Raw genomic sequence first — 12,840 nt, 5'->3', positions numbered from 1 at the left:
ATCAGTTGACGGTTTACAGTCTGCAGACTGTACACTGTGAACCGTAAGCTGTAAACTAAAAATCGTTTTCAATTATCAAAAATATCAATAGTAGAAACTATGATGAATAATAGAAATAATAAAGATAAAAATCAAGTAAAAAGGTTTGACAAGATTTCTATCGGCCTTGCTTCTCCGGAATCCATCCTGGCAGAATCAAGGGGGGAAGTCCTGAAGCCTGAAACCATCAACTACAGGACGCACAAGCCGGAACGCGACGGTCTTTTCTGTGAAAGGATTTTCGGTCCCGTTAAGGATTTCGAATGTGCCTGTGGTAAATATAAAAGGATCCGCTACAAAGGGATCGTATGCGACCGCTGTGGTGTAGAAGTCACTGAGAAAAAAGTACGACGTGACCGTGTCGGACACATCAACCTGGTGGTGCCTATCGCGCACATCTGGTATTTCCGTTCGCTTCCCAACAAAATCGGATACATTCTTGGATTGCCGTCCAAGAAACTGGACATGATCATTTATTATGAAAGGTACGTGGTAATCCAGCCGGGTATTGCAAAAAATGCCGAAGGTGACAACATCCAGAGATTGGACTTCCTGACCGAAGAAGAATACCTGAATATCCTTGACAGCCTGCCGCAGGACAACCAATATCTTGATGACAATGACCCGAATAAATTCATTGCCAAAATGGGTGCTGAATGTATTATGGATCTGTTGGCAAGGATCGACCTTGATGCGCTTTCATATGAATTGCGCCACTCGGCAAATAACGAAACGTCGAAACAACGTAAAACAGAGGCTTTAAAAAGGCTTCAGGTCGTGGAATCTTTCCGCGAATCCAACGAGAACCGCGAAAATCGTCCCGAGTGGATGATCATGAAAGTGGTTCCTGTAATCCCGCCGGAATTGCGCCCATTGGTGCCGCTTGATGGTGGCCGTTTTGCTACGTCGGATTTGAATGACCTTTACCGTCGTGTAATCATCCGCAACAACCGTTTGAAGCGTCTGATGGAGATTAAAGCGCCTGAAGTGATCCTTCGTAACGAAAAACGTATGCTGCAGGAATCTGTAGACTCGTTGTTTGATAACACCAGAAAAGCTTCTGCCGTTAAGACCGAATCAAACCGTCCGCTGAAATCGCTTTCTGATTCCTTAAAAGGAAAACAAGGGCGTTTCCGTCAGAACTTACTTGGAAAACGTGTCGACTATTCTGCACGTTCGGTTATCGTCGTTGGACCGGAATTGAAATTATACGAATGCGGTTTGCCAAAAGACATGGCTGCTGAATTGTACAAACCGTTCGTTATCAGGAAACTGATTGAGCGCGGTATTGTAAAAACAGTGAAATCCGCCAAAAAGATTATAGATAAAAAAGAGCCTGTGGTATGGGATATCCTTGAAAATGTCATCAAGGGACACCCGGTATTGCTGAACCGTGCCCCTACCCTTCACCGTTTGGGTATCCAGGCATTCCAGCCAAAACTGATTGAAGGTAAAGCGATACAGCTGCACCCACTGGTGTGTACGGCGTTCAACGCGGATTTCGATGGTGACCAGATGGCGGTACACCTGCCGCTTGGGCCGGAAGCAATCCTGGAAGCGCAGCTTTTGATGCTGGCGTCACACAACATCCTGAACCCTGCCAATGGCGCACCAATCACGGTACCATCCCAGGACATGGTTTTGGGTCTGTACTACATGACCAAGGAAAGATTATCAACGCCGGAGCATAAGATTTTGGGCGAAGGCCTGACTTTCTATTCTGCGGAAGAAGTAAATATCGCGTTAAACGAAGGCCGTCTGGAACTTAACGCCAGGGTCAAGATCCGTGCAAAGGATTTCAACGAAAACGGTGAATTGGTTTGGAAAATCATCCAGACCACTGCCGGGCGTGTATTGTTTAACGAAGTGGTTCCTGAAGCCGCCGGATACATCAACGACGTCCTGACCAAGAAAAACCTGCGTGACATCATCGGACATATCTTAAGTGTGACTGATGTGCCTACGACCGCAGCATTCCTTGATGAAATGAAGGATATGGGTTACAAGTTCGCTTTCAAAGGCGGACTGTCATTCAGCCTTGGTGATATCAAGATTCCTGAGCAAAAGCAGGACCTGATTACCGACGCCAATGAACAGGTTGATGGCATCCTCATGAACTATAACATGGGTCTTATCACCAACAACGAGCGTTACAACCAGGTTATTGACGTATGGACGTCCACGAACGCGTTACTGACCGAATTGGCCATGAAGAATATCCGCGAAGACCAGCAAGGATTCAACTCGGTATACATGATGCTTGATTCCGGAGCGAGGGGTTCCAAAGAGCAGATCCGTCAGCTTACAGGTATGCGTGGTTTGATGGCCAAGCCAAAAAAATCGACTGCCGGTGGTGGTGAGATTATTGAAAACCCGATCCTTTCCAACTTTAAGGAAGGACTTTCAATCCTTGAATACTTCATCTCTACTCACGGTGCCCGTAAAGGTCTTGCCGATACCGCATTGAAGACTGCGGATGCCGGTTACCTTACCAGGAGGCTTCATGACGTTTCCCAGGATGTAATCGTAAATCTTGATGATTGCGGTACGTTGAGGGGCGTAGAAGTATCCGCTTTGAAAAAGAATGAGGAAGTGGTGGAATCGCTGGGTGAAAGAATCCTTGGCCGTGTGGCTTTGCAGGATGTGATCAATCCGTTGACAAACGACATCCTGGTTCATGCCGGCAAGCAAATCACCGAAAGTGAAATGCGTGCCATCGAGGCGTCGCCAATCGAAAGGGTTGAAGTACGTTCCCCATTGACCTGTGAAGCCATTAAAGGAATCTGTGCGAAATGTTACGGACGAAATCTCGCGACAGGCAAAATGACCCAAAGAGGTGAGGCTGTCGGTGTGATCGCAGCACAGTCCATCGGTGAGCCTGGAACACAGCTGACACTCCGTACCTTCCACGTAGGTGGTGTGGCCGGAGGGATCTCTGAAGAGTCCAGCATCGTGGTACGTTTCAACGGCCGTCTTGAGATCGAAGACCTAAAAACGGTTAAAGGTGAAGACAATGAAGGAAATACAGTTGATATTGTAGTGTCACGTTCTACGGAATTGAAACTGATTGACGAGAAAACCGGCATTGTATTAAATACACACAACATTCCTTACGGATCAAGCATTTTCGTGAAAGACGGACAGTCAGTAGTAAAAGGCGATGTAATCTGTAAATGGGATCCATATAACGGGGTAATCATTTCTGAATTTACCGGAAAAATCGCTTATGAAGACTTAGAGCAGGGACAATCGTTCGTGGTTGAAATCGATGAGCAGACCGGATTCCAGGAAAAGGTAATCTCGGAAGGAAGGAACAAGAAACTGATCCCTACCTTATTAATCTACGGAAAAGACAACGAATTGATCCGTTCTTATAACTTACCGGTGGGTGCCCACCTTATGGTTGAAGATGGCGAGAAAATCAAAGCAGGGAAAATCCTTGTGAAGATTCCGCGCCGTTCGTCAAAAGCAGGCGATATCACCGGAGGTCTGCCAAGGATTACCGAGCTTCTTGAAGCGCGTAACCCTTCAAACCCGGCGGTCGTTTCGGAAATTGACGGTGTCGTTACTTTCGGAAAAATCAAGCGTGGTAACCGTGAGATCATCATCGAATCCAAATTCGGTGAAATCAAGAAATACCTTGTCAAATTGTCAAGCCAGATCCTGGTGCAGGAAAATGACTTCATCCGTGCGGGTGTGCCATTGTCTGACGGAGCCATCACTCCTGAAGATATCCTGAGAATCCAGGGACCAGCTGCGGTACAGCAATATCTTGTGAATGAAATCCAGGAAGTGTACCGTCTGCAAGGGGTAAAAATCAATGACAAGCACTTTGAGGTGGTAATCCGCCAGATGATGCGTAAAGTACAGGTTCAGGATCCGGGAGACACGCTGTTCCTTGAAGACCAATTAATCCACACCAAAGATTTTATCGTTGAAAATGATAAATTGTACGGTATGAAGGTGGTCGAGGATGCCGGCGATTCTGATACGCTGAAACCGGGACAGATTGTGTCACCACGTCAATTGCGGGATGAAAACTCTATACTGAAACGTATGGACAAAAACCTGGTCTCTGCACGTGATGTCATCACTGCAACCGCCACACCTGTACTTCAGGGTATCACAAGGGCATCGCTTCAGACGAAATCATTCATCTCGGCTGCGTCGTTCCAGGAAACCACTAAAGTATTGAACGAAGCTGCCGTAGCCGGAAAAGTAGACTTGCTTGAAGGCCTGAAAGAAAACGTCATCGTGGGCCACAGGATCCCTGCCGGAACCGGTATGAGGGAATACGACCACACGATCGTAGGATCGAAGGAGGACTTCAACGAAATCATGGCCGCGAAAGAAGAATACAATTATTAAGATATGAGCGATAACAATCAACAACCAGGACAGATTAACATCGAACTGGACGAAAAGACTGCAGAAGGAACGTATTCGAACCTGGCAATCATCAATCACTCGGCATCTGAATTTGTACTCGATTTCGTTTGCATCATGCCCGGAACGCCGAAGGCAAAAGTGAAGTCAAGAATCGTTTTGACACCGCAACATGCCAAAAGGCTGCTGAAAGCGATGGGAGAGAACATCCACAGATTTGAATCCGCCCACGGCGAAATCAAGGATACGGAGCAACCGCCCATTCCATTGAACTTTGGCCCGACAGGGCAAGCATAATTCAAAAACCTCCCAATCGGGAGGTTTTTTTGTTTCATTTATATATGAACACATTTATTTCTTCATTTTAACTGAGAAGCCGCACGCAGCAACAGGGCTTTAGTGGCTAAAATCCCGTCAATCTCCCCAAGTCGGCTGCCTTCATATTCCACGCCGATAAATCCCTTACAGCCGGCGGATTTGACAATCTGCAGCATTTTGACATAATCAATGGTGGTTTCATTGCCGTCGGTATCGAAGTCGTAGGATTTGGCACTGACGCCTTTCGCAAACGGCATCAATTCTGAAACGCCTTTGTACTTATCATAGATTTCAATACAAGGGGAAGCCCAACGGTCACCGTCGCGCCTTTTAACGCAGAAGTTTCCGAAATCAGGCAGCGCGCCGCAGTTCTTTAAACCAATTGCTTCGAAGACTTCCGTCAGCTTTGAGATGTCAGAGGAAAGTCCGCCGTGGTTCTCAACGATGACATTGATTTCGGATTGCGCGGCAAAGGCTGCCAACCTCCCTAAACCGTCAATCGAAGTTTCTTTCCAGACTTTAAAATCCTTCTCCGCTCCAGCGCCAAAAAGGTTCACGCGGATCGAGTGGCACCGCATTTCGGCCGCGGCATCAACCCATTTCTTATGATTGTCAATTGCTGTATCTCTTTCTTTTTTATCCAATGCAGCGAGTTCGCCTTCACCATCGACCATAATCAAAACATTGGTCATGTCATTGTCGACGCTGCGCTGCCTGAGTTCCTTCGCCAGTTTGGCAGCGCCCTGAATTTGATTCCCCTGTTCCAAAGTGTAGAGCGCACTCACATATTCCAATCCTTCAAAGCCGAGGGATTTCGCTGTAGAGGCAAAATCAATTGGGTTCAGTGTTTTGGTTTCCATCATTGCCCGATGCAACGACCATTGCGCCAAAGACAATCTGAAAAAAGGCTGCGGGTCTGCCTGCAGGAAATCAATAACCTCACTGTAAATCAGGTTGGCGGCAGAAAGCGCGACGACAAATTGTGCTGAGTTCTTAAGGAAATGACGGCGGTTCATCTGGGATATTTTCCTTAAAGATAGTATTTTTCATTTACGGGATGCGCTAGCCCCGATCGAAGCGGCATCCTTTTACGGCGAAGCCTGCGGAGCCGGAAAAGATACAGCGGAGAGCGGGAAACAGCTCCTGAAAACGATACAGGATGCGAGGTTCAGGTAAATTACTAACGTATCCATCTGCCTTAGATTTACTGCTTGATTACCACAAAAAAGAAGGGGAAGCCTAAGCTGTCCCCTCCTAACCTAACCAATAACCGAATCATCATGAAAATCTTATCACGCGTGATAAAATTTACTTAATTCAGTAAGTGTAAGTTTCTATATCAAAGATACTCCGGCAATCCATGTTTTTGATTACACTATTTCAAACAGTTTTTACAGGATTTACATATTGAAAAAAGGCAGCCTTAAAAAAGACTGCCTTTTGTTGTGCCTCAGACTGGACTCGAACCAGCACACCCGGGGGCGCTGCGACCTGAACACAGTGCGTCTACCAATTTCGCCACTGAGGCATTCAGGGACAGCAAAAGTAACATGTTTTTTCAAATCCGCAAATGTAATGCGCAAATATTTGGTAAAACTTACACTGCATGTGCCAGTTCGCTGATCCGTTGCAAAGCCACTTCCCATGCAGCCGACATGGTATCATAATCACTTTCAGGCATATCGCAGGTAACCGACAACCAGGTATTGCCGTTTTCTTCAGACAGTGAATAAGTTTCCTCACTGCCGTTGAGGGCCTTGGCCATATCACTTTCCCTGTCTTCCACATTATTTTTTACGACACCATCAAACCGGAACGACAATTTCTCATAAGGCTTTTTCTCGGCTATGATACCTGTAATGCCATTGTTTGACCCATCAGTAAAGGTCACGCGGTGTCCTTCAATCCAGTCGGTTTCCGCGGTAATACCCTGACCGAATGACTTGTACCAGTCTTTAATATAAGTTTCCTCCATTAATACCGCCCAGACTTTGTCTTTGGGCGCGGTAATTTCAATTGATTTATGCATTGTCTTCATGGCTGTAATTTTTCAGATAAAGGATAAAATTACAAAATATCGGACTTTGCAAAACTGCCCGAACCGCCGTCAGCCTTCATACCTATCTCTCGGTGGAAGATCACTTCAACGCAAAACCCATCCAAACCGCTGCCGATAAAGGATTTGGGATTAAGAAGACCGTTAAGGCACGCAGATCAAAATGGTAACTTTATAAATATCATCGGAAATATTGAAATCGGAAATACGCCCCGATCAGGAATTTTCGGCAATTCTTAACTATCTTTGCCAAACCTTTTCACAGCCACAACACAACAACATGAACTACTTTTCTTCGGGCTTTAAGTTGGGTATCCTTGGCGGCGGCCAATTGGGCAAGATGCTTTTGGCTGAAACCCGCAAATTTGATATCCAGACGTATGTCCTCGATCCTTCTGCGGAAGCGCCCGGAAGGTTTGCCTGTAATGTATTCCAGCAGGGCAACCTGATGGATTTTGATACCGTTTACCAATTTGGGAAGCAGGTCGACGTGCTGACCTTTGAGATCGAGCTCGTCAATATTCAGGCGCTCGAGAAACTAGAATCAGAAGGGACTACGGTATTCCCATCGCCTAAAACCCTCAAGCGCATCCAGAACAAAGGTATCCAGAAAGATTTCTATGTGGCCCATGGCATCCCTTCAGCAGCGTATTCCCATTTTGACAATGTGACGGCGTTGAAGGAGGCGCTTTCGAAAAATCAGCTGACATTGCCGTTTGTATGGAAGTGCACCGAATTCGGATACGATGGCAATGGCGTGAAAGTGATACGCCGGGCGGCGGATTGTGACGGACTGCCCGATGTGGAATGCATTGCGGAAGACATGATCCCGTTTAAGAACGAACTTGCCGTGATCGTCGCACGCAGCGCAGCCGGCGAAATAAAAACCTATCCTGTTGTAGAGATGGAATTTCACCCCGAAGCCAATCAGGTGGAATACGTTATTTGTCCGGCGCGGATTGATGCGCAGATCGCCCAGAAAGCCAGAGATCTCGCATTGCAGGTTTCCGAAGCCTATGCGCACGTCGGACTGCTCGCTGTTGAAATGTTTCAAACCCATACCGATGAAATCCTTGTGAATGAAGTCGCCCCAAGGCCGCATAACTCAGGCCATTATTCGATTGAAGGCAGCTACACCTCACAATTTGAAAATCATCTGCGCGCGGTTCTCGGCCTGCCTTTAGGAAGTACCGACAGCAAAGTGGCGGGAATCATGGTCAATCTCGTGGGCGAGGAAGGCTTTTCGGGGCCGGTGTTGTATGAGAATATCGAAACGATCCTGGAATGGAGCGGCGTGACGCCACACATTTACGGAAAAACGGAGACACGCCCTTTCCGCAAGATGGGACACGTCACCATCACGAATGAGAACATTTCGGAAGCAAGGAAAATCGCGGAAAAAGTAAAAAATACAATCAGGGTAATCAGTAATAATGTCAATTAGAAATCGCGCCACCAGGAAGTGCTACGTCGAGCGAGTCGCAAAAAAGCTTCCTGACCGGCTGATTTTCTGATTTTCTAAAGTAATCCAATATGAAAATAGCCATCATCATGGGCAGCATTTCGGACCTGCCGGTCATGCAGGACGCAATCGACATCCTGAAGTCATTTGGGATTGAAACCATCACCGACATCGTCTCAGCACACCGCACGCCTGAAAAATTATTTGATTTCAGTAAAAATGCACACTTGAGAGGCATTTCGGTAATCATTGCCGGAGCCGGCGGAGCCGCCCATTTGCCGGGTATGGTCGCCTCAATGTCTCCGCTGCCGGTCATCGGCGTGCCGGTAAAGTCAAGCAACTCCATTGACGGTTGGGACAGCATCCTCTCCATTTTGCAGATGCCGGGCGGCGTTCCGGTGGCAACCGTAGCATTAAATGGCGCCAAAAATGCCGGAATCCTTGCCGCACAAATTGTCGGCGCGCATGACCCTTCGGTATTGGAAAGGATTATCTCGTATAAGGAAAGCCTTAAGGAAGCGGTCAGTAAATCCGCTCTGGGACTGCAATAAAAAAACAGGAAGCCCTCCTCAGGGCTTCCTTAAATTTAAAATCTGAATTACGAAATCTTTTGTAGGTCTTTCTTGATTTGGGGCAAAAAAGGGAAAATTCAGTAATTCGTTTCTGAAAAAAAATAAAATCTACTCGACAAATATACACAAAAATCCGTTGAAATGCATCTTTTTGCATTTTTTAACAAAAAACGCCTGAATTGTTATAAATTAAAATTCTCGCAGCAACAACCAAAAAGCCAAAATGAATAACATACCTTACCCATTTAATACGCCTCACGGAACGGCTCCCTTTTCAACAATTGCTCCTGAACACTTTAAACCAGCCTTTGAAGAAGCCATTACTTTGGCCAAAGCTGAAATAGAGGCCATCGTCAGCAATACCGAGTCACCCACTTTCGCCAACACCATAGAGGCATTGGACTTCTCGGGCGAAGCGCTCGACCGAATCTCCAATATCTTTTTCAACCTGAATTCCGCCGAAACGAACGAACAGATACAGCAAATCGCTCAGGAAATATCCCCAATCCTGACCGCCTTCAGCAACGACATCACGCTGAACGAAACGCTCTTTGCCAAAATCAAGGCCCTGCACGACCGGCGTGACCAACTGAACCTGAGCACCGAACAACTCACGCTCCTCGATAAAAAATTCAAGGGCTTCTCGCGCAATGGTGCCCTGCTGCCGGATGAAAAAAAGAAAAGGCTCCGCGAGATCGACACGGAACTGGCTTCGCTGAAACTTACATTTGGGGAGAATGTGCTCGCTGAAACACAAGACTATGCGCTGCACATTACCAATCCGGCCGAACTCAAAGGATTGCCCGAAGGCGCCATAGAAGCGGCTGCACAACTGGCAGCATCCCGAGGCCATGACGGTTGGATTTTTACTTTGGATGCCCCAAGTTACCTGCCATTCATCACCTATGCCGAGAACAGGCCACTGCGAAAACAACTCGCTATCGCTGCCGGGCAAAAAGCGTTTCGTGACAATGATTTCAACAATACCGGCAACACGCTGAAGATTGCGGCATTACGCCACGAGCGCGCCAAACTATTGGGCTATGAGACGCATGCCCACTTTGTGCTCGAGGAACGGATGGCGCAACAGCCCGAAAAAGTGACGGCATTCCTGAACGAACTTTTAGCCAAAGCCAAACCTGCGGCAGCGCGGGAATTCGCCCAGCTCTCCGCATTCGCGAAAGAACTTGACGGTATCGAAACGCTTGAAAAATGGGACGGATCTTACTATTCCGAAAAACTCAAACAACAACTGTTCAGCCTCGATGACGAAATGCTCAAGCCATATTTTAAACTCGAGAACGTCCTGCACGGCGCCTTCGAAGTGGCTGACAGGTTATTCGGATTGAAATTCAGCGAAGTGTCGCACATCGATAAATACCACGACGACGTACAGACTTTCGAGGTCCACGGTGAAAATGGTGAGTTTATTGCAGTCTTCTACGCCGATTTCTTCCCAAGGAAAGGCAAACGCAATGGCGCGTGGATGACCTCATACAAATCCCAATACGTCAAAAACGGCAACAATGAACGCCCGCACGTATCCATCGTATGCAACTTTACAAAGCCCACGGCGACCAAACCATCGCTGCTGACCTTTAACGAAGTCACAACGCTTTTCCACGAATTCGGCCACGCGCTGCACGGCATGTTAGCCGATACGGTGTATCCAAGCCTATCCGGCACATCCGTTTATTGGGACTTTGTCGAATTGCCAAGCCAGATTATGGAGAACTGGTGCTACGAGCCGCAAGCGCTCGCGCTGTTTGCCAGACATTATGAAACCGGGGAAGTCATCCCACAGCCCTACGTCGACAAAATCCGGGAAAGCGCCAGCTTCCTGGAAGGCATGGCTACGTTACGCCAAATCAGTTTCGGGCTGCTCGACATGGCTTTTCACGGCGCTGACCCCGCGGCAATCAGCGACATAAAATCGTTTGAGAAATCCGTTTTCGACAACACCGCACTGTTTCCGGATGTCGCAGAAAACTGCATGAGCGTGTCGTTCTCGCACATTTTCAATGGCGGCTACTCTTCGGGATATTACAGCTATAAATGGGCAGAAGTCCTCGATGCCGACGCTTTTGCGTATTTCAGCCAGAACGGCATCTTCAACCGCGATATCGCGGCAAAATTCAGGGAACATGTGCTGAGCAAAGGCGGCACCGAGCACCCAATGACCCTGTACAAGCGTTTCCGCGGCCAGGAGCCTACCCCCGACGCGTTGCTCAAACGGGCGGGGCTATTATAAGAAACAATCCGGAGTGCCAGCTTCGGATTTTTTTATGGCGCTGCCTCCGGCCCGGGCTGTACGCTGTATCTTTGCTTCGTGGCACTCCGCAAAGGATGCCGCTGCCATCCCTAGCGCACCGCCGGCCGGACGAACATTAACAGTTGTAACTTTCATTTTTTATTGAAAGTTTAAAAACGTTTGCTACCTTTACGGCATGGAATTCAGGAAAGCTAAAAATAAATTCATCCAAACCTGGGGCGCCCTAGGCTCACAATGGGGCATCAATAAAACCATGGCACAGATCCATGCGCTGCTGATGGTCTCCCCTGAACCGATTTCAATGGAAGAAATTATGGGAGAGTTGCAGATTTCCAGAGGCAACGCGAGCATGAACATCCGCGCGCTCATGGATTGGGGCATCGTTTTCAAAGAATACAGGCAAGGCGAGCGACGCGAGTATTATGTCGCCGAAAAAGACCTCGACGAACTGGCCGTAAAGATTGCACGCGAACGGAGCAAGCGCGAAATCAAGCCCGCGCTTAAAGTCCTCAAGGAAGTTTCTTCACACGAACCCGATTATTCCGCGGCAGAAAAACATTTTGTCGAGCAAACCGGGAAATTGTATGATTTCGTTCTCAAAGCAGACAACATGCTCGATAAGGTCACCGAAATAAAAGACAACTGGCTTGGCCGGCTTGTGTTGAAGTTGATGAAATAACTTTTTTTAATAAGTTTCAACTTTGTTGAAGTTGATGACGCGCTGTCTTGAAATGGTTTGGTTTGTACCTCCCGCGCTGACAGACCGGCGGTCGATCGACTCAGCCGCCCAGCAAGACCGTCAGTCCCCACCATAAGATCGGAATGGATTCCACCCAAAACGCACTGTAATACCTGGACTTGCTTTTGTTGGCGAACACCAGGAACAGCAGCAATACCATTACCATCACCAGATTGACCCAAAGCCTGGCCGCATCGACGCGCTGCTGTAAAAGTTCTAGCAGATAAAACGGGACGAGCAATAGAACCCCAAGTATCTTCGTCCTATTCACCCCAATTTGCTGGGGGACAGTCTGCAGGTGCGGATCGTCTTTGGCCAGGTCAATGATTTCGAAAATCAGAACCAACACAAAGACCAGTACAAAACGCTGTATGAATTTAAGGTATACGTCCCATTCCGCAAAATGATGCGATAATCCGTCGGCGTCCATCACCGGCAAAAGTACGGTCACGCCGGCCCAGCACAGCGAAACGATGTAAATCTTGACGCCCGCCCAGTTTCGGGCATTCTTACGGTTTGGAAAAAATGGCAGGGTATATAAAACCGTTAAGGCCGCAAAAACGAGGCACGCCAGTTGCGTGTCCCTTTCCAACTGCAGGAAAAAATAGCCGGATGCACACAGAGAAGCGGCACTGAGCCCCGCAATGACCTTCACCCGGCGTGTCGGCCTCCGGGCCGCCGTTCTCGCCAAAGCATCGTACTTTACAAAATTGTAACCTGCCACTGTGCCGAAGAAAACAAAATGTGGAATGAATGAACGGCCATCGAGTCCGAACATCTGACGCGTCACGAGGACGAGTGACGTACAGGAAAGGGCCACGTGAAAACTCGCCTGAAGGTAAAAGTCCAAAATTTTCCGAAGAAAGCCCATAAAAACAAATTTAATCAATGTGTTAATAAGAATTGGTTTTGGTTGAAAATTTACCAAAAAGCAGCCTTTGGAATCCCCGTTTATTATATTTAATTTTACCGGCTAAATTACACAACGTAAACAGA

General features: G+C 47.5%; 9 protein-coding genes and 1 tRNA gene. 6 read left to right on the top strand and 4 right to left on the bottom strand.

What is annotated here, in order from left to right; genetic code table 11:
- Positions 1–99 precede the first annotated feature (99 nt).
- Positions 100–4,407: a DNA-directed RNA polymerase subunit beta' gene (gene rpoC, locus HYN48_RS06340; RefSeq protein ID WP_108370313.1), complete on the top strand. Its 4,308-nt coding sequence runs from the start codon at positions 100–102 to the stop codon at positions 4,405–4,407.
- 3 nt (positions 4,408–4,410) lie between these two features.
- A complete protein-coding gene (locus tag HYN48_RS06335) occupies positions 4,411–4,722 on the top strand; it encodes a DUF3467 domain-containing protein (RefSeq protein WP_108370312.1) in 312 nt (103 codons plus the stop codon).
- A gap of 62 nt (positions 4,723–4,784) precedes the next feature.
- Here the strand turns inward: HYN48_RS06335 and HYN48_RS06330 are convergent, their stop codons facing one another.
- From HYN48_RS06330 to HYN48_RS06320, 3 genes are all read right to left on the bottom strand, one after another.
- Positions 4,785–5,759 (bottom strand): sugar phosphate isomerase/epimerase family protein, encoded by a 975-nt coding sequence (locus HYN48_RS06330; RefSeq protein WP_108370311.1) that lies wholly within the window; start codon positions 5,757–5,759, stop codon positions 4,785–4,787.
- Positions 5,760–6,189: 430 nt separating this feature from the next.
- A tRNA-Leu gene (locus HYN48_RS06325) sits at positions 6,190–6,271 on the bottom strand.
- A 69-nt stretch (positions 6,272–6,340) separates the two neighbouring features.
- The gene (locus tag HYN48_RS06320) at positions 6,341–6,781 is read right to left on the bottom strand and encodes an SRPBCC family protein (RefSeq protein ID WP_108370310.1); all 441 of its coding nucleotides are present in this window, start codon (positions 6,779–6,781) and stop codon (positions 6,341–6,343) included.
- A 298-nt stretch (positions 6,782–7,079) separates the two neighbouring features.
- On the opposite strand from HYN48_RS06320, the gene HYN48_RS06315 reads away from it, so the two are divergent.
- The 4 genes from HYN48_RS06315 (at position 7,080) to HYN48_RS06300 (ending at position 11,784) form a co-directional block, all read left to right on the top strand.
- Positions 7,080–8,243: a 5-(carboxyamino)imidazole ribonucleotide synthase gene (locus HYN48_RS06315; protein WP_108370309.1), complete on the top strand. Its 1,164-nt coding sequence runs from the start codon at positions 7,080–7,082 to the stop codon at positions 8,241–8,243.
- 89 nt (positions 8,244–8,332) lie between these two features.
- Positions 8,333–8,812: a 5-(carboxyamino)imidazole ribonucleotide mutase gene (gene purE / locus HYN48_RS06310; protein ID WP_108370308.1), complete on the top strand. Its 480-nt coding sequence runs from the start codon at positions 8,333–8,335 to the stop codon at positions 8,810–8,812.
- Positions 8,813–9,056: 244 nt separating this feature from the next.
- The gene (locus HYN48_RS06305) at positions 9,057–11,084 is read left to right on the top strand and encodes a M3 family metallopeptidase (RefSeq protein ID WP_108370307.1); all 2,028 of its coding nucleotides are present in this window, start codon (positions 9,057–9,059) and stop codon (positions 11,082–11,084) included.
- A 196-nt stretch (positions 11,085–11,280) separates the two neighbouring features.
- Positions 11,281–11,784 carry a GbsR/MarR family transcriptional regulator gene (locus HYN48_RS06300; protein WP_108370306.1) on the top strand — a complete coding sequence of 168 codons (504 nt, stop codon included), beginning with the start codon at positions 11,281–11,283 and terminating at the stop codon, positions 11,782–11,784.
- A gap of 100 nt (positions 11,785–11,884) precedes the next feature.
- Here HYN48_RS06300 and HYN48_RS06295 read toward each other — a convergent pair whose 3' ends face one another.
- The gene (locus tag HYN48_RS06295) at positions 11,885–12,694 is read right to left on the bottom strand and encodes a UbiA prenyltransferase family protein (RefSeq protein WP_342747888.1); all 810 of its coding nucleotides are present in this window, start codon (positions 12,692–12,694) and stop codon (positions 11,885–11,887) included.
- Between the last annotated feature and the right edge of the window lie 146 nt (positions 12,695–12,840).

The organism is Flavobacterium magnum (assembly GCF_003055625.1).
Taxonomy (GTDB): Bacteria; Bacteroidota; Bacteroidia; order Flavobacteriales; family Flavobacteriaceae; genus Flavobacterium; species Flavobacterium magnum.
The sequence above is the reverse complement of the archived record's forward strand: the minus strand, read 5'-3'. Positions and strand labels throughout refer to the sequence as shown.

Bases quoted from the DNA above. Each gene is read 5' to 3' on its own strand.
- rpoC (WP_108370313.1), top strand. From the start codon at position 100: ATGATGAATAATAGAAATAATAAAGATAAAAATCAAGTAAAAAGGTTT.
- HYN48_RS06335 (WP_108370312.1), top strand. From the start codon at position 4,411: ATGAGCGATAACAATCAACAACCAGGACAGATTAACATCGAACTGGAC.
- HYN48_RS06330 (WP_108370311.1), bottom strand. From the start codon at position 5,759: ATGAACCGCCGTCATTTCCTTAAGAACTCAGCACAATTTGTCGTCGCG.
- HYN48_RS06320 (WP_108370310.1), bottom strand. From the start codon at position 6,781: ATGAAGACAATGCATAAATCAATTGAAATTACCGCGCCCAAAGACAAA.
- HYN48_RS06315 (WP_108370309.1), top strand. From the start codon at position 7,080: ATGAACTACTTTTCTTCGGGCTTTAAGTTGGGTATCCTTGGCGGCGGC.
- purE (WP_108370308.1), top strand. From the start codon at position 8,333: ATGAAAATAGCCATCATCATGGGCAGCATTTCGGACCTGCCGGTCATG.
- HYN48_RS06305 (WP_108370307.1), top strand. From the start codon at position 9,057: ATGAATAACATACCTTACCCATTTAATACGCCTCACGGAACGGCTCCC.
- HYN48_RS06300 (WP_108370306.1), top strand. From the start codon at position 11,281: ATGGAATTCAGGAAAGCTAAAAATAAATTCATCCAAACCTGGGGCGCC.